Source organism: Alteromonas sp. KUL150, assembly GCF_009811475.1.
In the GTDB taxonomy this organism is placed as follows: Bacteria; Pseudomonadota; Gammaproteobacteria; order Enterobacterales; family Alteromonadaceae; genus Alteromonas; species Alteromonas gracilis.
In genome coordinates, this window is record NZ_BLIJ01000037.1 from 1 (window position 1) to 21,999 (window position 21,999).

21 protein-coding genes and 1 pseudogene are annotated in these 21,999 nt (G+C 45.0%); 11 read left to right on the plus strand and 11 right to left on the minus strand.

Going from position 1 to position 21,999, the window contains the following annotated elements; translation table 11 throughout:
- The 5 genes from GVO62_RS08440 to GVO62_RS08460 all read left to right on the plus strand — a co-directional run.
- A partial coding sequence (locus tag GVO62_RS08440) for a TonB-dependent receptor (RefSeq protein WP_159118571.1) occupies positions 1-1,459 on the plus strand: 1,459 nt, incomplete at its 5' end.
- Positions 1,460-1,543: 84 nt separating this feature from the next.
- Complete coding sequence (locus GVO62_RS08445) at positions 1,544-3,112, plus strand: tryptophan halogenase family protein (RefSeq protein WP_159118572.1); 1,569 nt, start codon at positions 1,544-1,546, stop codon at positions 3,110-3,112.
- A gap of 26 nt (positions 3,113-3,138) precedes the next feature.
- Positions 3,139-3,882, plus strand: a complete 744-nt coding sequence (locus GVO62_RS08450) for a SapC family protein (protein WP_159118573.1) — start codon at positions 3,139-3,141, stop codon at positions 3,880-3,882.
- The gene (locus GVO62_RS08455) at positions 3,861-4,562 is read left to right on the plus strand and encodes a DUF6445 family protein (protein WP_159118574.1); all 702 of its coding nucleotides are present in this window, start codon (positions 3,861-3,863) and stop codon (positions 4,560-4,562) included. The genes GVO62_RS08450 and GVO62_RS08455 overlap by 22 nt, the downstream gene beginning before the upstream one ends.
- A gap of 170 nt (positions 4,563-4,732) precedes the next feature.
- Positions 4,733-4,915: a DUF6435 family protein gene (locus tag GVO62_RS08460; protein WP_105932721.1), complete on the plus strand. Its 183-nt coding sequence runs from the start codon at positions 4,733-4,735 to the stop codon at positions 4,913-4,915.
- A 29-nt stretch (positions 4,916-4,944) separates the two neighbouring features.
- On the opposite strand, the gene GVO62_RS08465 is transcribed toward GVO62_RS08460, so the two are convergent.
- On the minus strand, positions 4,945-8,031 hold the full coding sequence (locus tag GVO62_RS08465; protein ID WP_373996013.1) for a TonB-dependent receptor: 3,087 nt from the start codon (positions 8,029-8,031) through the stop codon (positions 4,945-4,947).
- Positions 8,032-8,321: 290 nt separating this feature from the next.
- Between GVO62_RS08465 and GVO62_RS08470 the strand changes: the two genes are divergently transcribed.
- From GVO62_RS08470 to GVO62_RS08480, 3 genes are all read left to right on the plus strand, one after another.
- Entirely contained in the window at positions 8,322-8,912 is a 591-nt protein-coding gene (locus GVO62_RS08470; protein WP_159118576.1) for a sigma-70 family RNA polymerase sigma factor, read from the plus strand.
- On the plus strand, positions 8,905-10,011 hold the full coding sequence (locus tag GVO62_RS08475; RefSeq protein WP_159118577.1) for a FecR family protein: 1,107 nt from the start codon (positions 8,905-8,907) through the stop codon (positions 10,009-10,011). Before GVO62_RS08470 ends, GVO62_RS08475 begins: the two co-directional genes overlap by 8 nt.
- Positions 10,012-10,187: 176 nt before the next feature.
- Positions 10,188-10,934: a hypothetical protein gene (locus GVO62_RS08480; protein WP_159118578.1), complete on the plus strand. Its 747-nt coding sequence runs from the start codon at positions 10,188-10,190 to the stop codon at positions 10,932-10,934.
- A 123-nt stretch (positions 10,935-11,057) separates the two neighbouring features.
- On the opposite strand, the gene ppiC is transcribed toward GVO62_RS08480, so the two are convergent.
- Positions 11,058-11,339, minus strand: coding sequence for a peptidylprolyl isomerase PpiC (ppiC, locus tag GVO62_RS08485; RefSeq protein WP_012520075.1), 282 nt, complete (start codon positions 11,337-11,339; stop codon positions 11,058-11,060).
- 203 nt (positions 11,340-11,542) lie between these two features.
- Between ppiC and GVO62_RS08490 the strand changes: the two are divergent.
- A pseudogene (locus tag GVO62_RS08490) lies at positions 11,543-12,037 on the plus strand (YgjV family protein).
- 84 nt (positions 12,038-12,121) lie between these two features.
- Here GVO62_RS08490 and cyoE read toward each other — a convergent pair.
- The 6 genes from cyoE to GVO62_RS08520 all read right to left on the minus strand — a co-directional run bounded on the left by cyoE (position 12,122) and on the right by GVO62_RS08520 (position 17,688).
- A complete protein-coding gene (cyoE, locus tag GVO62_RS08495; RefSeq protein ID WP_159118579.1) occupies positions 12,122-13,018 on the minus strand; it encodes a heme o synthase in 897 nt (298 codons plus the stop codon).
- 197 nt (positions 13,019-13,215) lie between these two features.
- The gene (cyoD, locus tag GVO62_RS08500) at positions 13,216-13,587 is read right to left on the minus strand and encodes a cytochrome o ubiquinol oxidase subunit IV (protein ID WP_159118580.1); all 372 of its coding nucleotides are present in this window, start codon (positions 13,585-13,587) and stop codon (positions 13,216-13,218) included.
- Complete coding sequence (gene cyoC / locus GVO62_RS08505) at positions 13,587-14,204, minus strand: cytochrome o ubiquinol oxidase subunit III (RefSeq protein WP_159118581.1); 618 nt, start codon at positions 14,202-14,204, stop codon at positions 13,587-13,589. The genes cyoD and cyoC overlap by 1 nt, the downstream gene beginning before the upstream one ends.
- The gene (cyoB, locus tag GVO62_RS08510) at positions 14,201-16,189 is read right to left on the minus strand and encodes a cytochrome o ubiquinol oxidase subunit I (RefSeq protein ID WP_159118582.1); all 1,989 of its coding nucleotides are present in this window, start codon (positions 16,187-16,189) and stop codon (positions 14,201-14,203) included. Before cyoB ends, cyoC begins: the two co-directional genes overlap by 4 nt.
- Positions 16,190-16,191: 2 nt before the next feature.
- Positions 16,192-17,133: a ubiquinol oxidase subunit II gene (gene cyoA, locus GVO62_RS08515; RefSeq protein WP_159118583.1), complete on the minus strand. Its 942-nt coding sequence runs from the start codon at positions 17,131-17,133 to the stop codon at positions 16,192-16,194.
- 147 nt (positions 17,134-17,280) lie between these two features.
- Entirely contained in the window at positions 17,281-17,688 is a 408-nt protein-coding gene (locus tag GVO62_RS08520) for a hypothetical protein (RefSeq protein WP_159118584.1), read from the minus strand.
- A gap of 517 nt (positions 17,689-18,205) precedes the next feature.
- On the opposite strand from GVO62_RS08520, the gene vapB reads away from it, so the two are divergent.
- Positions 18,206-18,397 carry a type II toxin-antitoxin system VapB family antitoxin gene (gene vapB / locus GVO62_RS08525; protein WP_159118585.1) on the plus strand — a complete coding sequence of 64 codons (192 nt, stop codon included), beginning with the start codon at positions 18,206-18,208 and terminating at the stop codon, positions 18,395-18,397.
- 238 nt (positions 18,398-18,635) lie between these two features.
- Here vapB and groL read toward each other — a convergent pair whose 3' ends face one another.
- The 3 genes from groL to GVO62_RS08540 form a co-directional block, all read right to left on the minus strand.
- The gene (gene groL, locus GVO62_RS08530; protein WP_159118586.1) at positions 18,636-20,273 is read right to left on the minus strand and encodes a chaperonin GroEL; all 1,638 of its coding nucleotides are present in this window, start codon (positions 20,271-20,273) and stop codon (positions 18,636-18,638) included.
- Positions 20,274-20,313: 40 nt separating this feature from the next.
- Positions 20,314-20,604 (minus strand): co-chaperone GroES, encoded by a 291-nt coding sequence (locus tag GVO62_RS08535; RefSeq protein ID WP_012520088.1) that lies wholly within the window; start codon positions 20,602-20,604, stop codon positions 20,314-20,316.
- A gap of 304 nt (positions 20,605-20,908) precedes the next feature.
- Positions 20,909-21,424, minus strand: a complete 516-nt coding sequence (locus GVO62_RS08540; RefSeq protein ID WP_159118587.1) for an FxsA family protein — start codon at positions 21,422-21,424, stop codon at positions 20,909-20,911.
- Between the two features lie 211 nt (positions 21,425-21,635).
- Between GVO62_RS08540 and cutA the strand changes: the two genes are divergently transcribed.
- A complete protein-coding gene (gene cutA / locus GVO62_RS08545; protein WP_159118588.1) occupies positions 21,636-21,950 on the plus strand; it encodes a divalent-cation tolerance protein CutA in 315 nt (104 codons plus the stop codon).
- Positions 21,951-21,999: the final 49 nt, after the last annotated feature.

The window sequence follows — 21,999 nt, forward strand, 5'->3', positions numbered from 1 at the left end:
AGACGAAGTAAGCCAACTGCGCTTTGACGGCGAATACGTAACAGATGGCAGCGGCCTAACTGAAATTCGCTTTGGCACACAGTACAGTACCGAAACCAAATCACTCACCCGCTGGGACAATGAAGGCGTAGGTATTCACTGTACTTACTGTGGTTACCCTGACTTACCTGAGATCCCAGCAGGCAGCCAATACGTTTTTGATGCGGGCAGCGATTTCCTTTCTGACGTAAGTGGTAGCGGTCGTATGCCCACCTCTTGGCTTGCCCATGATGGCGAAGCGAACTTTGCGTTTCTAGAATCTTATTATCAAAGCGTAAATGGCGAATCTATTAGTTTTGATGCGGTACGTCGCAACAATAGCTTTGAAGTTGAAGAAGATATTCTCTCTACCTACGTAGAATTCGATTTTGAAGGCGAAGTAGCAGACATGTTCTTAAGCGCAACCGCTGGTGTGCGTTATGAAATGACGGATGTAACGGTTAACGGAACGCAGGCGCCAATAACAGGCTTAACGATTCTGGATCAAACCGAAATGCTCGCGGGTTTTGGCGACGCGCAAAGTATTGCCACAGAGTCTGATTACGACGTGCTATTACCAAACTTCAGTGTACGTTTGGAAATTACCGACGACTTAATTGCGCGCTTTGCGGCAAGTTCAACTATTACTCGGCCCACGCTTAACAGCATGTCGCCGGTAACAGTCATTACGACCACCCGCCAAGGTGGTGACTTAACGTCCACAAGTGGTAACCCTGCACTAGAGCCATTCAAATCGGATAACCTGGACTTATCCCTTGAGTATTACTACGACGAAGCAAGCTATGCATCGATTGGTTACTTCAGAAAGCTGGTATCGAACTTTATTGTTAATAGTCAAGAAGACAAAACGTTTGAGCTTGCTGACGGCGGCCTGCTAACCGACCCTTCTACAGGAGCAAATACTAGCGCGCCAGATGCGGGTGACGAGGTGGCTGTGTTTACCAATACACTGCCAAATAACGGGGAAGACGCAACAGTAGACGGATTCGAGCTTGCAATTCAACATACGTTTGACAACGGCTTTGGGGTACTTGCCAACGGAACCATCGTTGACAGTGACGCCGAACTAGACCCGTTCGATATTAATCAAGTATTTGCGCTAACTGGGTTGAGTGATTCATACAACTTAGTGGCATTTTATGAAACTGACGACTATCAAATTCGACTTGCCTATAACTGGCGTGATGAGTTTGTTCAGTCGTTAACACAAGGGCAGGGTGACGGCCCAACCATTGTTGAGTCTTACCAACAGCTTGACATTAGCGGTAGCTACAGCGTGACAGACAATGTAGAAATCTTCTTTGAAGGTATTAACCTTACGGAAGAGTTTGTACATAAACGCGGTCGCTTCTCTAATCACTTGCTGTTAGTTGAAGACAGCGGCAGACGTTGGGCTCTCGGTGTGCGCGGAAACTTTTAGTTTCGCGTAATTGGGGCCGGCATTTGTTGGCCCTACATTCGTGGCTACCCTTTGGTAGCCACAGTTTTTATTCAGGAAATCAGTATGACAACAGCAACTCCCATAACGCACATTGTAGTAGTTGGTGGCGGTAGCGCAGGGTGGCTAACGGCTGGTCGTATTGCAGCGCAACATCAATGCGCTACCCGCAAAGACATTAAAGTAACCTTAGTAGAAAGCCCCAATGTGCCTATTATTGGCGTGGGCGAAGGCACCTGGCCAACCATGCGCTCAACACTAATTGCATTAGGTATTAGCGAAACCACTTTTATCAAAGAATGTGACGCTACATTTAAACAGGGCGCAAAGTTCGCTAAGTGGACTACAGGTGAAGAGCACGATTTTTACTACCACCCTCTCATGCTGCCCCAAGGGTTTTCGCAAACAAATTTAGGTCCTTACTGGCAGACTGTAGCACCAGAATTAAACGAGTCTTTTTCCCAGGCAGTATGTGTTCAGGAAGCTATATGCGAAGCAGGTTGTGCACCTAAAAGCATACGCCACGCAGAGTTTGCAGGCACCGCAAACTATGCTTATCACCTAGATGCAGGAAAATTTACCGCCTTTTTAACCAAACACTGTACTGAAAAACTAGGCGTACACCATGTACTAGCCGATGTTAACCGCGTCAAAAGCAATGACAGCGGCGATATTAAGGCTCTTCATACCGAGCAAGAGGTAACAGTAGAAGGCGATCTGTTTGTTGACTGTACCGGGTTTAAATCTATGCTGCTTGGCGAACATTACAAGGTGCCGTTTATTCCTTGCAACGATGTACTTTTTATCGACCGCGCGTTGGCAGTGCACGTACCCTATGATACCACACAAAGCCCTATTGCATCCCACACTATCTCCACCGCACAAGACGCTGGTTGGATTTGGGATATCGGTTTGCAGTCACGCCGAGGTGTAGGCCACGTCTATTCCAGCAGGCACCAAAGTAAAGATGACGCCTATGCTCGGTTAGATGCCTACGTTCGCCAAACTAGCTCATTGAATGGCATAGAAGGGATAAACGTAAAAGACATTACTATTCAAAGCGGACACAGGCAGCGCTTTTGGCAAAACAACTGCGTGGCTGTTGGGCTAGCAGCGGGCTTTTTAGAACCTTTAGAAGCCTCGGCCCTTGTACTGGTTGAATTATCGGCCTCAATGATTGCCGAACAATTGCCAGCAAACCGAGCCGTGATGGATATTATGGCGAAGCGCTTTAACGACACCTTTTCTTACCGTTGGCAGCGAATTATCGACTTCTTAAAGCTGCATTACATGTTGAGTAAGCGAGAAGACAGCGCATTTTGGCGGGACAATCGCGATAGTCATACTATTCCGGATTCATTAAAAGAATTACTCGTACTGTGGCAATACCACCCGCCTAGTGACAAAGACTTTACCAGCAACAACGAGGTATTCCCCGCGGCAAGCTATCAGTATGTGCTGTACGGAATGGGGTTTACTTCAGATTTAGCTACACATCAACAATGGGTAAATGAAGACTTTGCCAAGCAGCAATTGATGCAGAACAGGAAAGCACGCGACATGGCGGTGGAGAAGCTGCCTAAACATCGCGAACTTATTAATAAAATTCACCAATTCGGCCTGCAGGCCGTTTAACGTAAATCAATAAGCAGGACCTACGTATGACTCACATGGTTGCCATTAATAATAAACAGCATGCAGATTTGAAAGTAACCGACGATGCATTGTCACTCAGTGCCAATCAGCACCTTGTTCCTGTGGTGGTCTCTGAACTCAACAAGCTTGTGGTATATTACCCCGTGGTGATCACCAAGTTTGACGATTCTGGACAATTTGGCTTATCTGCCTTGCTTGGTTTTGAAGAAAAAGAAAACCTATTTTGGCAACAAGGTGAATGGGATGCGGTGTATATTCCCGCACAGTTTGAACGCTTGCCTTTTTATGTAGGAACGGAAGCGCAAAGCGCTGACAGCAGTAACCGCTTGCTGTGCATCGATATGGATAACGCTTCAGTAAGCGAAGAAAAAGGTACGCCGCTTTTTGATAACACAGGAGAGCCTAGCAGCTACCTGTTAGAGAAGCAGCAGATCCTTGCTCAGCTTCTTGACGGTGAAACGCAAAATCAGCGTTTTATTGCCGTGCTGCAACAGCACAACCTTATTACACCATTTACGTTAAATATTACCTTTGAAAACGAAAGCAAAACGTCTATAACAGGGTTATATACTATTGATGAGGATAAGCTAGCGGCGCTTAGCGCTGACGCGATTGCTGATTTGCATGCACAAAACATGTTGCAAAGCATTTACACGCTCATAGCGTCAAACGCACAAATCTATGCCCTTATCGACAAAAAGAACAAGGCAAATAAAAACGCAGACGCATGGTTTCAAACTACGAATTAATTAAAGTTGGCGAAAAAGCCACGCCGGTTGTTGTTATTGATGATTTCATACCAGACCCGCAGAGTTTGGTAGAAACAATTGCTCAACACCACCGATTTACAAAACAAGATGGCGACTTTTACCCCGGTGTTAGAAGTCACGCGCCTAAAGGGTATGAAGCACACCTACATACCTCGCTACATAAACTGTTTTGCCAACTTGCTTTGCACGAAAGTATGCAAAGCTTTGGCGTGGAAAAACCACTTCAAATACCACTTGTGCAGCTTTCCATCGCCAATCAAGCGCCGAAAAGTTTATCGCCCATTCAATGTATTCCACACATTGATACACAAAGTGATAATGAATGGGCATTCGTGCACTACCTGTTTAGTGAACCTTTGGGCGGCACGGCTTTTTATCGACATATTGAAACCGAATTAGAGCGCGTAGACTCAGCCCAGTATGAAAACTATTTCAGAACGCTAAAACGGCAGGCCACCAGCGTAGGGCTTCCGCCAAAAGCTTACATCAATGGTGATACCGACATGTTTACTCAAATAGCCCGAGTAGAACCAAAATTCAACCGCGCTTTATTGTATCCTGCCAACTTGCTGCACAGCGGCTGTTTACCTAACGATATTTCGAACTCTGTTGATGTGAAAGAAGGCAGGCTAACCGCAAACGCCAGTATTGTTTTTTGATGCGCTCTTTACCGATCATAACTTTACATTAGTTTAGCAGCTAAAAGCATGCTACGACCACAGTGTGTACTTTGTGCAAAACATTCATGAAGGTTTATTCACATACAAAAGGTGATCGAAAGTTTGTTTTCAAACGTTTCCTCGCTAAATAATCATATAGGATGTTTACCATGTTTGGACTTTTCAAAAGTAACCCAACGAAAAAGATGCGAAAGCAGTATGACGCTTTGCTTGAAAAAGCCATGCATGCTCAAAGAAACGGCGACATAAAAACCTACTCATTGCTCACCGCACAATCTGAGCAGCTTTGGAAAGAAATAGAAGCATTAGAGCAAGGTAAGCCAAAGTCGTAGAGTGCTATGCGCCAAAATAACCAGAACGATTAGTAAATGATGTTAACCCCTAATGCATAGCGGGCGCCTGCATCTTGTACAAGTAATAAATGATTACTGAAACGGCCGCGTTTATGCACAGTTTCATTAGTAATATTGATACCCTCAAAGGATATGGCGACGCGAGGGCTAATTTGATATGAAAGACTCATATCCCACTGTTGATATGGGCTGACAAAGGTTGGCTCAGTACTTTGAGTTTGGTTGAGCGATTGCAGAAAGCCTTCTCGCTGGTTCCAAGCCACGCGCCATTGTAAGGCGTCTTTTTCATAAAACAGCACCACATTCTTTGCGCCAGATAGCCCGGTAAGCGCAAAGGTTGAGCGAACATTGGCCGCATCCAGCTCTGCGTTGCTGTCTACGAAACTTGCATTGGCCTGTAATCCCCACCCTGACTCACCAAAAAAGTGTTGCATCGCTATCTCTACACCTTCGACGGTTGCAGATTCACCGTTGTTAGGCGAAATTACTGTAAACAAGGCTAAAGCGTCGGCATCATCAACTGCGTTTGGATCATCGCCGGTACTAGGGTCAGTTACGTTATTGAATGCTTGCGTATTGCTCTCATTCACGATGAAGTTATCCACTGTTTTTATGAAATAGCCTGCTGATACATAGCTGTTTTCTTGGTAATAGTGCTCAATGGCAAAATCAGTATTAATTGCCTCAAAGGGCAGTAGCTGTGAATTTCCAATACGTGCCCTTAAATCGCCTCCTTGCCGCGTGGTGGTATAAGTCACGCCTGGGGCCATCTGCTCCAAAGTTGGGCGAGTAATACTGTGGTTATAAGCCACGCGTAGCACCCAATTATCAAGCCAGCTGGCTTTCAAACTCAAACTTGGAAGTAAGTTGGTATAATTTGTGGACTCATTGATATTTACCGACGCACCAAATTCCTGCCCGAGTTCGGTTTGATCTAAAATGACAAGCGCTGATAGCTGCTCGTCGACGCCACTTACCTGCACATCTGTATATTCAGCCCGAAGCCCTACATGAATATCGATAAACCAAGGCGCGTAATCCTTTTCAATGGCGGCCTGAATATACCCCGCATACACTGTTTCTTTAACGGCAAAAGAACTTCCTCTTGTTTCAGCGGCGAGACTAACACCCCCTGTGTTTTCCAAGTAAGTGAACAATCTACTGCCGTCGTGCCTCAACCATTGATGAGGAATATTTTCATGCCCACTTATCGAACCAAGAAAATCATCGCCCGCATCAAATATGGTTTGAAAGCTATCTGGAATATCCGGCGTATCGAAATAGCCACAAAAACTACAGTGTCTTGCATCTGCTTCGTTGTCTCTTCTTTCGTTGGCTTTTTCTCGCTGAGTTAAGGCTGCACCAACGTCAATTTTGCTAAACCAGTTATCGTCGCCCAATACGCTGATATTCACCTTCGCCTGCCCTATATCGTCATCAATACTCCACCCTCTACGTAACATAACGTGAGCGCGACCGTTTGAAGGGTCTAAGTAATGCGATACGCCTACTGGCTCACCAAACGCATTTACTTGGCCTGGGTTGGCTTGCTCAAAACCCGATATCGCGGGTAGGACATTTTGCTGGGTGTGATCGAAGGAAGAGCGGTTAAGATAACCGATAAGTGAAAGTGCGTTACCTTCTCCATTATTGTCGTCGACATTGGCTTTCGAATAAGACAAGTCAGCATCGACTATAATACTATCGCTTGCAAGATAACTTGCTGAAACGCCAAAGCTCTGTGAGGTGGATGAACGATTAAATGTGCGAGCGTGAAAGTCGGTGGCATGGCCACTGATTTGTGAGAAAGCCACCGCCGTGCCGTTTTCATCCACCGTGACATCTTCAAGATTACTTGAGGTGAACCAATGTCCCATTGAGGTTGCAGAGGTCTCGACGTCGAATGTCGACCCCAAATAGTCGGCAGTAAGCTCCAGCTTGTTGTTAGGTCGATACTGTAAAACGAGCGCAGACCCTGTACGGGTTCTATCGTCAAAACGCACTCTCTGATCGTAATTTCTGGGAACGTATAACGTATCAACGTCTTTAGAAAGCTCACTTTCAGGTACGTTCGTATTTACCAACCAGCCATCGATTTGCGCTTCTTCTAGTCTGGCTTGACGTTGGTGTTGAGTAAAGGAGGCTAAAACACCCAACGAGTTATTTAAATAGGTGTTGCTGAACATAGCAGACGTTGAAGGCGCGTATTGCTGCGAGTTGGTATCGTATTGCATTTTGACGCTGCCAGCCGCTCGCATTCCCTTGAAGGACAAAGGTTTAGCTGTTTGAACATCTATCGTTGCGCCAATTCCGCCCGATTGCATACTTGCTTGGCTTTGCTTATGTACGACCACACTACTAACAATCTCAGAGGCTAGGGTATCGAAGCTAAATTCGCGCCCAAGCTTATCAGTTGCCATTGGTCTACCGTTGAGCAACACCCTATTAAATTCAGGTCCAAAACCTCGCACTGTGACAAGCTGCCCTTCTCCCTCGGCGCGGTCGATAGATACTCCAGACACCCGCTGTAATGCCTCTGCAAGGTTTTGATCAGGAAACTTACCCATGTCCACCGACTGAATTGTGTCCATAATAACGCTGGCATTGCGTTTAATAGCAACTGATTGGGCGATACGCGCCCGTAAGCCTCTTACTTCAATATATTCAATATTATAGTTGCCTTGCTCGTCTGGCACGGTTACTAGGCTGTCGCCTTGTGCGGTAACGGTATCAAACAAGCGCCCAAGTAAATAATTACTTTTATCTCTCTCACCAATAGGCACTATTTTTATGCGCGTGTTGTCCACAATGTGAGCACTCAGCCCTGTTCCTTCTAAAAGCTTTTTAATTGCGAGCTGAGGTGTATAGTTACCACTTACTTCATTCGCTGAGATATGCCTTACTTTGTTATATGGAAAGACAACAGTTAGCTCGGCTTGATTAGCAAAAGCAATAATCGCCTCGTCTGCTCTCTGTGCAGGAATAGCAAAATCTATAGCAGGAAGGGGCAACGCATTTTGCGCGAGCACCTCTGCTTGCTGATCAGGCTCTACCGACTCAGCATAAGCAACGTGGTTCACCCCTAACAACACCATGCAAAGCGCCACCGTTAAAGCGCTAGGCTTTAAAGGTAACAAGGTGATTGAATCGTGCAGAGTGGTTGCCGCAGGCATAGTTGTGTTTACGCTGTTGTTATTATGTTTTATCGGGAGTTGTGATGCGTGAGCCTCACTCTCAACTCAATTAGATGGTGTTGTTTTAAACCAGCAACGCATTTAATACAACCTATTAACAAATTTAATTTTTTAGTGATAATGCTGAAAATAGCTGGGGGAAAATCACGTGGCTTTCGTCTTAGTAAGTAACAACGATAATAAATAATAATATGCCCATAGAAACAGCTATACATAATGCCTATATGTCGGCGCGCGGTTCGATGGCCAAAATGCTATCTCGTCTTGTGCCGCCTAAAGAAGTGGATGACATACTACAAGACACCTATGTGCGCTTGTGTCAGGCGAAATCTACTGAGCATATTAAAGAGCCCAAGTCGTTTTTGTTCAGGACGGCAAAAAATTTGGCTTACGACCATCTTAAACGCGCTGAAACGCGCATGGTAGATGATAGCGTAGAGGTTGCGGCAGCGTTGGAAAGCGCAATTAGCGGTGTTGAAGATGAAACATTTCACAACAACGCCACCCAGCAAGAGTTTAAGTTATTTTGTGACGCAGTGCGCGCCCTTCCCAAGCAATGCAGGCGCGCATTTGTATTGAAGAAAGTGTATGGCTACTCTCTTAAAGAGATTGCCCAAGAATTAGAGATAAGCGAAAAAACCGTGGAAAAGCATATAGCTGAAGGTATAAAAAGATGCACCTTGTTTATGCGAAGACAAACAACGTCGCATACACAGCCGAATGCTTATCAAAGTGGTGGGCAACACAGTACGGCGGATGTAAAGAGAGACGCCCATGAATAGTTCAACAAACGAAATAAAAAACGCTAAGTCAGGCACCAATAGCAACGTTGTGCAGTTTAATAGCGATGAGCGTGTGCTTGATGCCGCCAGCGAATGGCTTGTGAAACTCGACGAGGGGCTTGATGCCGAAGAAATGCAAGCGTTAAAAACATGGCTTGCAACGCCTTTGCATCGAGACACTTTCCTAGAGATGGTAGCGTTATGGGACAAGATGTCGGTGCTTAGCGAACTGGCTGAGATCGTACCTCATACACCTGAGCCTAGCGTCAAACACAAAACAAACAGGACCGTGACTTGGAAGCGCCCGCTGGCCATTGCTGCCTCGTTTTTAATGGTTGGGCTGTTAAGTTATCAGGGGCTAGATTTATTCTCGCCGTCTAATCAAACCGAACCTGTTGCTCAAATGGCAAGCTACTCGTTACAAGCCTCGACCAAACCGGGCGAGCACAAGAGTATTAGCTTAGAGGACGGCAGTACACTATGGCTTAATACCAACTCTCAAGTGAACATTGCTTTTACTGAAACCTCACGGATTATTCAGCTTGTCAAAGGTGAGCTTCATATCGAAGTGGCGAAAGACAAATCCCGCCCGCTCAATGTACTTGCAGCAGGTAAAGCTATACAGGCGGTTGGTACTGCTTTTAATGTGCAATATCACCGCGGCGACCTTGAACTGGTAGTTACCGAAGGCGTAGTAGAAGTCGCCAGCTATACACTTAACAAAGCGAATAGCGAAAGCATTATTGATCCAATTATTAAACCGCAGGCTCAGCCACTGACGTTAGTTCAAGGTGAAAAATCGCTTTTATCTTTGCCTAACAGCACCGTTGAGACAGTGTCAGATGAAGATATCGCGAATGATTTAAGCTGGCGGGAAGGCAAGATTGTATTTCGCGGCGAGCCATTAATTGACGTAATTGAAGAAGTAAGCCGATATACGGACAAAACCGTCGTTTTAGGTGATGCTGCGCTTGCCAATATGCAAGTTGCAGGGCTATTCAACACCAATGATGTAGACGCGCTTATTGCCGCCCTTGCCGACAATTTACAGATATCTACAGACTACTCTAGCGACACCATTGTCCTTCGCCCCCGTTAACGAGGTACTTGAGTCTTAAGGGCATACTTAGTTTTATTGGGCTACAAACTAAATCCAAAGCGCGTTTCAAAGCTTAACTCGCGCTTTGACCCACTACCCCTTACAATGACGCCTTATATCAGTTCGCATGCGTTGGTATTATATATTAATGCATCAAACAATAAGGCTTCTTTGATATGCAAATTGGCAGTGCTGTCACGGCATTTAAACAGTTCACTTCTAGACTACTATTTCTGACCATCTGCACGGTGCTATCTAACACAGCTTTCGCCATTGAAGCGGGCCAATATTACTATTTTATTTCTGACAAGTGCGTAGCCAAAGGGCCTCAAACGCCAGAAGAGCGAGGCGCTATAACTCCCGATGTTATGCTATTTGAAGTAGTGCCTGCTGGAATTAGCGATTACTACGTGAACGTGAACACCAAAGCGCTACTCCACTATGGGGAAGAGGGACAAGCATACCTTTCATCACTGGAGTCTGAACAAGCGTACACCGCGGGTAAAATGCCTTCAGAAGAAAGCTTAAGAAAAGATGGCAATGCTATTCATCACGACTTTATGCTACAGCGCGAAGCCATCGACGTAAAAGCGTTAATAAATACCTTAAACGGCTTTTCACAGCTTCAAACTGATAAAGGTTACTTTTTTAAGAAAATAGTAGGCCTTTCTAACCCCGGCGCTAAATTTAAAGCCATAACCCGGGTTCGCTTAAGCGATATGGGTTACGACAATCGCATGATGCTAACAAGCTACTCCAGCGACTATTTTATGCTAAATGAACAAGGTAAGGCCTCTGACACACCTTTTATTACGGTAGATCACGGCGCAGCGCTACGCAATTCACTACACGACACCAACAGCCCGTACGCCATATTTACCAAAAATTCAGTATGCGGTGAAAAGTGGGAGCCCGGCAATTAACAAGGTAATTAGCCAAGACATACTTTAACGCTTGTTAAATGTACCGGGCTTGCTTCGGCTATTGCGGCTTTGGTTTTAAGCTGCTTTGGTTTTAAGCGGCTTTGGTTTTAAAGGGCTCTGGTTTTAATTACTACGATAAAGCGTTTTAATAAGGTGGTAGCCGAAACGGGTCTTCACCGGCCCGTGTACTTTGAGCACGTCTTTCTTAAATACCACATCGTCGAAGGCTTTTACCATTTGGCCTCTACGAAATTCACCAAGATCGCCACCACGCTTGCCCGACGGGCATTTAGAATGACGCTTTGCTAACGTCGCGAAATCCTTACCCTTTTTAAGCTGCTCTAAAATAGAAAGCGCTTCTTTCTCTGTTTTAACCAAAATGTGAAGTGCGGATGCCGTTGCCATGGAAAGGACCTAATTTGTCTCGGGGGTTTAAGAATAATATCGTGTACGCTAAGTATACCCTAGTGAACAACTCGCCTGCCATTAGTCAATGTGATGTGTTGGGCTAAAAAGCGATGTAAAGGCTACTCTGCTGTTTAAAAACTGCGTATCCTTAACCTTTATCAATGATTGACGAGCCTTCCCTTTTGTTACCAGAATTTGACTTGGCCCAAGCGATAGGCATGCTGAGTTTTGCGCTTGGCATTTTGTGCTTTTATCAGCGTGATGATCAGCACCTGCGAATAATGATGGTGGTGATGAATTTAAATCACGCCCTGCATTTTGCGCTACTTGGTGCCGTAACCGCATGCTTAAGTGCCTTGCTTTCAGTGGTAAGAACAGGCATTTTCAATTAAAACCCGCTCCCGCAGTGTCGCCTACCTGTTTATATTAATATCGCAGCAGCCGGGCTGTATTTGGCCGAAGTTTGGTACGATTTATTACCTGTTTTGGGCACGTGCATAGGCACTTATGCCTTATTTTGTTTGTCAGGAATACGCATGCGTTTAGCGTTTTTGTGCGGCGCTATATGTTGGCTAACCAACAATATTATTGTCGGTTCTATTGGCGGCACCCTGCTTGAAGCTACGCTACTGGCAGTTAATAGTTTCACCATTATTCGCTTGTACAGAGGGCAAAAAGCACTCGGTCAGGCCTGATTGCCCAAAGTGAATGCGTTGCTATACGCACACTGCATTGGAAGCTTTCAAGCCAACCACGTCGAGTGAGTCGAAACACGTCAATTAGAACGAGAGCGCAAACAGACTCGTTACTGACGTATGATAGTCCAGTGACATAGCGACGGATAACAGCGTTATATTCACAATGGAGAAACCAAAAACACGTTTTGCCCAGCCTTCTACGTTGATGTCGGGTCTATATCCGCGAAGTGCCATTAACAGCCACCAAAGGCTGGTTGCAAAGGCCACGGTTAAAAACCCAATGCCCGTATAACCGCTAAGTGGAAGCAGCATTACAACTAAAGCAAATAACGCAATATGAAGGACGATATGGCGTTTCGCTTTCGCAATACCCTGCGATACGGGCAACACAGGAATTCCAGCCGCCTTATAGTCGTTATATCTGAAGATAGCGATGGCATAAGAATGGGGCATTTGCCAAATGCTGAACATACCCAACAAAATAGCTGCGGCCATATCAAACTGACCACTTACCGCGCAATAACCGACCACTGGCGGCACCGCACCTGACAAACTGCCAACAAATGTGCCGTATACCGAGTTCCGCTTCATATACAGGCTGTAAACACCCACATAAATAACGTAGCCAAAAACAGCAAAAAATACCGCGGTAAGGTTGGTGTAAGCTGCTAACAAGCCGAACCCCGAAATGCCTAGCACAGCACCGTGCAACATCGCAGTAAGTAATGGCAACTCGCCTGTTACCGTAACCCGGTTGGCCGTGCGCTGCATTTTGCCGTCGATATCTCGGTCAATGCAGTTATTAATGACACAACCTGAAGCCACCACCAGCGATAAACCGATGAGCGCAGCGAGCAGCAGCCAGTAATCTATATCGCCACGGGACGCGAGCAAGAAACCGCCCGTTACCGAAATAGCATTGCCCATAATAATGCCGGGCTTGGTGACTGACAGGTAACGTTTATAAGTAGAGGTCATGGGTAAAATCCAAATTTAAAACGCGCCCATTTAGACGCGTATCAAGGTGTACCGAGAAGCCCCAATGTTGCCCCCCAAATAGGTTGCCCCAATAGAAGGGCAAAACATGAGGGCTTATCGTACTGACCGCGATGAAGTAAACACATTGAAAAGCCTGGCGTAATCGTCAAGCTAGACCACGCAAATACAGAGATTTGCTAATACATCATCATGGCGTTTGATTCGTAGATGATCCAAACGGATAAACCCACCACCATGAAAATAATAAGAGCACTGAATAAGAATGAAAACGTATTGGCTCTGCCTTCTTCAGTAACAAAGTTAAGGTGCAAAAAGTACTTAAGGTGCACCCAAATTTGAACCAAGCCAAGGGTTACCACGCTCCAAATCGTGGTAACTTTAGATAGGTCGCCATTCATCACTAGAGTGAACGGAATAGCGGTGAGTACCACAGATAGAATGAAGCCAATAACATAAGACTTCACATCGCCATGTGCGTCATCACTATTGTGAGTTGATGAAGCGCGACCGTCCGTATTTGAAGCTAATTTTGCATCGTGTAACGCCATTACATTGCCCCCATTAAGTACACTACGGTAAATACACATATCCATACGATATCGAGGAAGTGCCAAAACAAGCTTAAGCAGCTAAGTCGGGTAACAGTTTGCCCACCTAGACCTCGGCGGGTTACTTCAATAAACATGATTGTCATCCAAATAAGGCCCGCTGTAACGTGTAGTCCGTGCAGTCCCACTAATGAGAAAAACGCCGTTAGAAACGCACTTTGCTGCGGCCCGTTGCCATGCTCAATAAGGTGATGAAATTCGTACACCTCCATACCAATAAAACACGCACCCAGTGCCCATGTCACCGCCAGCCAAGCAAGGGCGCCTGACTTGTTTTGTCGGTGCGCGCAAATCATGGCAAAGCCAAAGGTAATGCTGCTTAAAAGCAGAGCGGCGGTTTCAACTGCAACAAAGTTGAGCTCGAAAATATCTTTGCCAGACACACCGCCTGCCGTATTCATAAACAGCACGGCATAGGTGGCAAAGAAAGAAGCAAACAACAAACAGTCGGTCATTAAATACAACCAGAAACCAAACATGGTGTTGTTTTCATGATGTTCTTCGTGTGCGTGTTCATGCGGCATTGATGCGGCGCTTGATGTTGCAATAGTACTCATGAGCGACCTCCCACTGTATTGGCACTTAAGTGCGTAGCTTCAACTCGTTCAACCTCATCTACCTGCACGTAATAATCAACATCCGAGGTATAGCAACGCTTAATAAATACTCCTATTCCTGCCACTAAACCGACAACTGCAAGCCACCAAATATGCCAGATAAGCGCAAAGCCCATTAGGGTAAAGCTCATGCTCATGAAAACTCCGGCTGAAGTATTTTTTGGCATATGAATAGGTGTGTATTTTTCAGGGCGTTGATACGACTCGCCGCGTTCTTTCATATCCGTCCATGCATCAATGTCTTTGATGTGAGGAATCTTGGCAAAATTGTAAAATTGAGGCGGTGACGCCGTTGACCACTCTAACGTGTGACCATTCCACGGATCGCCCGTTGTATCGTTAAGCTTCTCTTTGTTTTTGAAGCTTACAAACAGCTGAAGTAGCTGGAAGAAAATACCAATTGCTATAACAAACGCACCAAATGCAGCAATGTATAACCAGATATTCCAGTCAGGGTTGTCGGTGTGATTTAAGCGGCGTGTCATACCCAAAAAGCCAAGCACATATAGGGGCATGAACGCCAAAAGGAAACCAATTTGCCAGCACCAAAAGGCTGCTTTTCCGGTTTTTTCGTCAAGCTTAAAGCCCATGGCTTTCGGGAACCAAAAGGCAAAGCCCGCCAGGTAGCCAAAAACCGCACCACCAATAATGGTGTTATGAAAGTGAGCAATAAGGAACAAGCTATTGTGGAGTACGTAATCTGCGCCAGGTATAGCTAACAGTACGCCCGTCATACCGCCGATGGTGAAAGTCACCATAAAACCTAACGTCCATAGCACAGGCACACTCAGTACAAGACGACCTCGATACATGGTGAACAGCCAGTTAAATAGTTTTACCCCCGTGGGTATAGCAATAACCATGGTCATAATGCCGAAGAAAGCATTCACATTGGCGCTCGACCCCATGGTAAAGAAGTGATGCAGCCATACAATAAAGCCTAGAATGGCAATAGCGCCCGATGCATAAACCATCGACTTGTAGCCAAACAAACGCTTAGCGGTAAACGTAGATATAACCTCTGAGAAAATACCAAATGCAGGCAATACCAAAATATAAACTTCAGGGTGTCCCCATGCCCAAAACAGGTTGATATACATCATGGAGTTACCACCTGCTTCGTTAGTGAAGAAGTGAAAATCCATATAGCGGTCTAGCGTTAGCATGGCTAACACAGCGGTAAGAATAGGGAACGATGCGGCGATAAGAATATTCGCCCATGTGCAGGTCCAGGTGAAAATAGGCATTTGCATTAGCTTCATGCCTGGTGCACGCATTTTAAACACGGTAACTAGGAAGTTTACGGCGGTTAGCAGCGTACCGAGCCCGGATATCTGCAAGGCCCATATGTAATAGTCCACGCCAACCCCGGGACTGAACTCCAACCCGGCTAGCGGCGGATAAGCAACCCACCCTGTTTTTGCGAATTCACCTAACCCTAAAGACACATTCACTAGAATTGCGCCACCTGCGGTTAACCAAAAACTCAAATTATTTAAAAAAGGAAATGCCACATCACGGGCACCAATTTGCAGTGGCAGAATGATGTTCATTAGGCCAATCATAAACGGCATCGCCATGAAGATAATCATGATAACGCCATGGGCTGTGAAGATTTGGTCGTAGTGCTCTGGCGGGAGATACCCGGGCGCACCATTGGTTGCCATTGCAAGCTGAGTACGCATCATAATAGCGTCGGCAAAGCCGCGCAGCAGCATGATCATAGCCAGCACAATGTACATAATACCAAGACGTTTGTGGTCGACAGACGTGATCCAGTCAAACCACAGGGTACCCCACTGTTTGTGTTTGGTGATGAGCATGGCTATAACCACACCAACCAGTGCCACTACGGCAAGTGTCACCATAATAATAGGCTCGTGATAGGGCACGGCCTCTATAGATAATTTACCTAAAAAAGACATGATTATTGTGCATCCTCTTGATGATGACGGTGTTGCATTTGAGGTATTGTGTGATGCTCGCCAGTTGCGGCATTTTCTGGCTTGCTGTAGAAATCCATAGAGCCGTGATCTTTCATGTACTTCATCACGATGTCGTGAAAGAGACCTTCACTCACTTCGCTGTAGTAAGTTACCGGGTTGTTTTCACTTGGCTTGGCAAGCTGCTCATAAGAAGCGGAAGTTAACGGTGTTTGGGCTTGTTTTACGCTTGCAACCCAATCGTTAAAGTCGCCCTCGGTAGGTGTGGCGATAGCGTTGAATTTCATTCCCGTAAAGCCTGCGCCACTGTAGTTTGACGAAATACCCTTGTAGGTACCTGGCTCGTTGGCAATAAGGTGAAGCTTAGTTTCCATTCCCGCCATAGAATAAATCTGGCTTCCCAACTGAGGAATGAAAAACGAATTCATAGTGCTTTCGGAAGTGATTTTAAATGCCACAGGCTTATTAGCCGGAAACACTAATTCATTGACGGTAGCAATGCCTTGCTCAGGGTAAATAAACAGCCACTTCCAGTTGAGCGATACCACTTCAACAGTAAGGTGTTCTCCTTTGCCTTCTAGTGGTGAATAAGGGTCGAGTGCGTGAGTAGAACGCCATGTGATCACGCTTAACGAAATGACAATTAAGATAGGAATTGACCATACAACGGCTTCTATCTTTGTAGAGTGCGCCCACTTCGGGGTGTAAATTTCAAAGTCGCGACTAGCACGATACTTCCATGCGAAGTAAAGCGTTAGAACAATTACGGGAACAACAACAATCAGCATTAGGATGGTACAAAGAATAATAAGATTCTTTTCATCCATGCCCACTTGCCCTTTGGGGTCAAGCACGCCACCGCTGCAACCGGCTAACGTAAGCCCAGCACCAGCAACAATCAAAGTAAAAAGGTTACGAATAGACAAAACAAGTTCCTATAACCTACAAGTTAAACGGCGATGACTGAGCAGTTCCTAACGGAACTACGGGTTTACAGCATCGAAAAAACCACCAAAAGTGGCGTTATCACGCTTAAAGCGCAGCACTCATGGTGTCTAACAAATTGGAGACGTTTAACTAAAAAGCGGGGGCGCTCGGCTGCCAACCGTTTGAACAAAAGGTTGAGGAAATGTAGGGCAAAGGTAAGGGATAGGCTGGCGCTGTTTTGTTATTTGCGCCTTTGCTATAGCCGTGGCTTTAACCAATAAACCGACTAATACCAACGCGATAGTGGGAACGATAAATTGTGAAAGCGTGTGATTAGCAAGTGCAATAACGAAAGGCTCAAAAACCAAGCTTTCATTAAATGCACTAACAAACTCTGTAGCATCGGCCATGGTGCCACTAATAACTAGCGCAACATTCAGCAACAGCACCATATTAGCCAACCACAGCATAGCGCCTACACCATTGGTGTAGTTTACTGCGGGTCTAATTAATGAATTCAATTCGCTTAAAAAAGCGAAAGAACGTGGTGCCATAGTAGGTAGTATGCCTTATAAAAAATGCACTAGTTTCCTACTTCAAAGATGAAGCAGGCGTGGCAGGTTAAAGGCAATTTTTATCGAGCACAAGTCACTCGTTGATTACTCTCAAACTATTCTCTTTGCATTTAAATGAAAAATTTTCCATTTATTTAACATGTGAGGATTACTCTTCCAAATTATGCAGTCTGCTTTACTTACGCTGTACCCTTTGTTTTTAGTCATTTCATGATCATTTAACGTGAAACTTGCTTCTTCTTGAAAGAAAGTATTGTAAATTTTTCGTTTATAAAAACTAAGCAAAACATAGAACGCAGGAAAGTTTATGATGCGTTAAGCTTCCGATAAATAAGATGAAACACACAAGGCTTTTTTTAGTTGGCTATCGGGATGCTCCCAATACGCTAGAGCACGTGCAACACTTTATGGCATATGCCTTTGCTATATACCAACTAAGGGGTGTAAAAATGAAGACAGCTAAAATTTTTATGAGCACCGCTCTCAAGCAGTTAGGATGCCAGCAGAAGCACGATTTGAAGAATCTGTTAAAGCAGTTAATGTTCGAGTTGTAGGTAAGGATAGAGTATTAAGCCCTATAGAAAATACTTGGGATAGCTTTTTTGATTCAAGCAATTCAGTAACAGATGATTCTATGAACGAAAGGGCGAGCCAAGAACAAACTGCTCGAGAAAGTTTTGATGTTTAAGTACCACTAGACATAAATATTTGTATTTATGTCATCAAGAATCTCATAAAGTTTAGGACAACTAGACGTAATTTCAGATAGCGATCACACCAGTGCGGTACCTGATACATTTTCGCTAGAAATTAGGTGGTTAGGGGCAAAGTTAACCGAGAAGCAGTAGATACAAAAAAGGCGCTAACTCTGAAGTGAAGTGACCTCGTGAAGTAGCGCCTTTTTAAGCGTTAAGCTTGGGGGATGATTACATCATGCCGCCCATGCCGCCCATTCCGCCCATGTCAGGCATTCCTGGAGCGTCATCTTTAGGTAGTTCAGCTACCATTGCTTCAGTCGTGATCATTAGTGAAGCAATCGATGATGCGAACTGTAGTGCAGAGCGCGTTACTTTAGTTGGGTCAAGGATACCCATCTCTAGCATGTCGCCGTAAGTATCGTTACCTGCGTTGTAACCGTAGTTACCTTCGCCGTTCTTCACTTCGTTAACTACTACAGATGCTTCTGCACCTGAGTTGATAGAGATTTGACGTAGAGGCGCTTCCATTGCACGTAGTGCAAGCTTGATACCTACTGTTTGGTCTTCGTTGTCACCAGTTAGGTCAGCAAGTTTAGCTGCTGCGCGAACTAGTGCCACACCACCACCAGGTACCACACCTTCTTCAACCGCTGCGCGCGTTGCGTGTAGTGCATCTTCTACGCGGTCTTTCTTCTCTTTCATTTCAACTTCAGTTGCTGCACCAACTTTAATTACTGCAACACCGCCTGAAAGCTTAGCTAGACGCTCTTGAAGCTTTTCTTTGTCGTAGTCAGACGAAGACTCTTCAATTTGACCCTTGATTTGAGCACAACGGCCTTCAATCGCTTCTTGGTCGCCGTTACCGTCAACAACAGTTGTGTTGTCTTTGTTGATAACTACGCGCTTAGCAGTACCTAGGTCTTCAAGCTGAACTTTTTCAAGGTCTAGACCAATCTCTTCAGAGATTACTGTACCGCCAGTTAGGATAGCGATGTCTTGAAGCATTGCTTTACGACGGTCACCAAAACCAGGTGCTTTAACCGCTGCAACTTTAACAATACCGCGCATGTTGTTTACTACTAGTGTAGCTAGCGCTTCGCCTTCAACATCTTCAGCGATGATCATTAGCGGCTTACCAGCTTTCGCTACGCCTTCAAGGGTAGGAAGTAGTTCGCGGATGTTAGAAATCTTCTTGTCAACCAATAGGATGAACGGGTTGTCTAGTTCAACAGTACCGTTTTCTTGATTGTTGATGAAGTATGGAGACAGGTAACCGCGGTCGAACTGCATACCTTCAACAACGTCTAGTTCGTTTTGAAGTGCCTGACCTTCTTCTACAGTGATAACACCTTCTTTACCTACTTTTTCCATTGCTTGTGCAATGATGTCGCCCACTTCTGAATCAGAGTTTGCAGAGATAGTACCTACTTGAGCGATAGACTTGCTGTCTGCACAGTCAGTAGAAAGGGCTTTTAGCTCTTCAACTGCGGCAATAACTGCTTTGTCGATACCGCGCTTAAGGTCCATTGGGTTCATACCCGCTGCAACGCTCTTAAGGCCTTCAGTTACGATTGCTTGCGCTAGTACAGTTGCAGTAGTAGTACCGTCACCCGCTTCGTCGTTCGCTTTAGACGCTACTTCTTTAACCATCTGCGCGCCCATATTCTCGAACTTGTCTTCAAGTTCGATTTCTTTCGCTACAGATACACCATCTTTAGTGATAGTTGGAGCACCAAATGACTTGTCTAGAACAACGTTACGGCCTTTAGGACCAAGTGTTACTTTTACTGCGTTCGCTAGAATGTTTACGCCTTTAAGCATTTTACTGCGAGCGTCATCACCAAAACGTACTTCTTTAGCTGCCATGATTAAATTCCTCTAAAATTCGTTTTAACGTTAGTTGTAATTACTCAACAATCGCTAGAATGTCGCTTTCGCTTAGGATAAGTACTTCTTCACCATCCAGCTTTTCTGTTTTTACGCCGTAACCGTCGTTGAAAATAACGGTGTCGCCAACTTTAACGTCTAGCGCTTTTACTTCACCGTTCTCAAGGATGCGACCGTTACCTACTGCGATTACTTCACCACGTGTAGATTTTTCTGCTGCAGAACCAGTCAGAACGATACCGCCTGCAGATTTGCTTTCTTGCTCTGCGCGCTTAAGGATTACGCGGTCGTGTAAAGGACGAATTGCCATTTTCAAGTCTCCTGAAAATTCCACTATTCAAAGTTATGTAGTTACCAACACCCAGACTGTCTGAATGTTGTGTGCTTGGGTTGCTCATTGCTGAGCAGTTAAAATCGTTTCTGCACGGATAGATGGGGTAGTACCCAGATAACTTCAAGGGTTTTTAAGCAAAAAAATGTAAAAAAATTGGTTTTTTCGCTAAATATTTATTTTTCTAAGAAGATTTTACTTGGAAGGCAAAATATAAACGCCGTTTATTGTGCTAAACGGCGTACAAGTGAAATAAATCAAACACGTTGGCAGTAAGAAAAGCCTATTTCAATCGTTTATCAGGGTCGTTAGTGGTGTGATCGGTGTATTCGCCTTCGATGATATCGTCACCGCTTTGACGTTGTCCGGGTCTCTCGCCAAACGGACTCTGCCCGAAAGGTGATTGGCCTTGCCCAAAACCAGGCCCCATGCTTGGCGTAACGACGCGCATTTTCATGTGCTTGCTAACTTGTGCCGCAAAGAAATGACGGGAGCCCGGCATGGCTAACAAGAAACCAAAAATATCCGTGATAAATCCCGGCGTGACTAATAAAATACCGGCGACAACAAGCATAAGACCTTCAACGAGTTCCTTTCCAGGCACTTCGTTTCGCTGCATTTTTTCTTGTGCAGTCTGCAACGTACTTACACCTTCGCGTTTAACAAAGTACGCACCGATAAATGCTGACAAAATAACCAAGCCTACGGTATTCCAACCGCCAATCACGCTTCCCACATTAATTAGCAGCGCAATCTCTAAAATAGGTAATAGGGCAAACAATAAAAATAAAACCCGCAAAACTTTTCCTCTTTCATGTATTCATAACCCGTTATAGTGACTTTGTACGTAATAACAAGAAAAGGTGCCCATCATTTCGCTTAAATAGTCACTTAAAGCGACCGATTGCGACCGTGATATACTTTGTTTGTGAAAGAATGATGGCCCTATTTAGGTCTGTTTAGCTACGCCATAACGACCACGTAAAACATGCATATAGGTAGAAGATGCCATGACAATTAAGCTTGTATTGTGCACTGCGCCAGATGATTCGACGGCACAGTTAATTGCTCGCGCACTTGTTGAAGAAAAACTCGCCGCCTGCGTAAATATTATTAAGGGGATCGAGTCAGTGTATGAATGGCAGGGAAAGATAGAAAGCGACAGGGAATGCCAGCTTCTCATCAAAACCAACACACAAAATGTTCTTCAGGCATTTGATAGGGTAAGCGAACTTCATCCGTACGATGTTCCTGAGTGGTTAGAACTTAATGCCGAAGCAAGCAGCGCTTACGGGCATTGGTTACAAGCTACTCTGCAACGTTAACTGAACAAAAATAATCAAAAAGAAAAATAGATAATAATGAAATTTGACC

Excerpts from the sequence above, each read along its gene's own strand:
- cutA (WP_159118588.1), top strand. The coding sequence starts at position 21,636 with ATGACAATTAAGCTTGTATTGTGCACTGCGCCAGATGATTCGACGGCA.
- GVO62_RS08535 (WP_012520088.1), bottom strand. The coding sequence starts at position 20,604 with ATGGCAATTCGTCCTTTACACGACCGCGTAATCCTTAAGCGCGCAGAG.
- GVO62_RS08450 (WP_159118573.1), top strand. The coding sequence starts at position 3,139 with ATGACTCACATGGTTGCCATTAATAATAAACAGCATGCAGATTTGAAA.
- cyoB (WP_159118582.1), bottom strand. The coding sequence starts at position 16,189 with ATGTCTTTTTTAGGTAAATTATCTATAGAGGCCGTGCCCTATCACGAG.
- groL (WP_159118586.1), bottom strand. The coding sequence starts at position 20,273 with ATGGCAGCTAAAGAAGTACGTTTTGGTGATGACGCTCGCAGTAAAATG.
- GVO62_RS08470 (WP_159118576.1), top strand. The coding sequence starts at position 8,322 with ATGCCCATAGAAACAGCTATACATAATGCCTATATGTCGGCGCGCGGT.
- GVO62_RS08455 (WP_159118574.1), top strand. The coding sequence starts at position 3,861 with ATGGTTTCAAACTACGAATTAATTAAAGTTGGCGAAAAAGCCACGCCG.
- GVO62_RS08465 (WP_373996013.1), bottom strand. The coding sequence starts at position 8,031 with ATGGTGTTGTTAGGGGTGAACCACGTTGCTTATGCTGAGTCGGTAGAG.
- ppiC (WP_012520075.1), bottom strand. The coding sequence starts at position 11,339 with ATGGCAACGGCATCCGCACTTCACATTTTGGTTAAAACAGAGAAAGAA.
- GVO62_RS08460 (WP_105932721.1), top strand. The coding sequence starts at position 4,733 with ATGTTTGGACTTTTCAAAAGTAACCCAACGAAAAAGATGCGAAAGCAG.
- GVO62_RS08475 (WP_159118577.1), top strand. The coding sequence starts at position 8,905 with ATGAATAGTTCAACAAACGAAATAAAAAACGCTAAGTCAGGCACCAAT.
- vapB (WP_159118585.1), top strand. The coding sequence starts at position 18,206 with ATGCCAGCAGAAGCACGATTTGAAGAATCTGTTAAAGCAGTTAATGTT.
- cyoE (WP_159118579.1), bottom strand. The coding sequence starts at position 13,018 with ATGACCTCTACTTATAAACGTTACCTGTCAGTCACCAAGCCCGGCATT.
- GVO62_RS08445 (WP_159118572.1), top strand. The coding sequence starts at position 1,544 with ATGACAACAGCAACTCCCATAACGCACATTGTAGTAGTTGGTGGCGGT.
- GVO62_RS08520 (WP_159118584.1), bottom strand. The coding sequence starts at position 17,688 with ATGGCACCACGTTCTTTCGCTTTTTTAAGCGAATTGAATTCATTAATT.
- cyoD (WP_159118580.1), bottom strand. The coding sequence starts at position 13,587 with ATGGCGTTACACGATGCAAAATTAGCTTCAAATACGGACGGTCGCGCT.
- GVO62_RS08480 (WP_159118578.1), top strand. The coding sequence starts at position 10,188 with ATGCAAATTGGCAGTGCTGTCACGGCATTTAAACAGTTCACTTCTAGA.
- cyoC (WP_159118581.1), bottom strand. The coding sequence starts at position 14,204 with ATGAGTACTATTGCAACATCAAGCGCCGCATCAATGCCGCATGAACAC.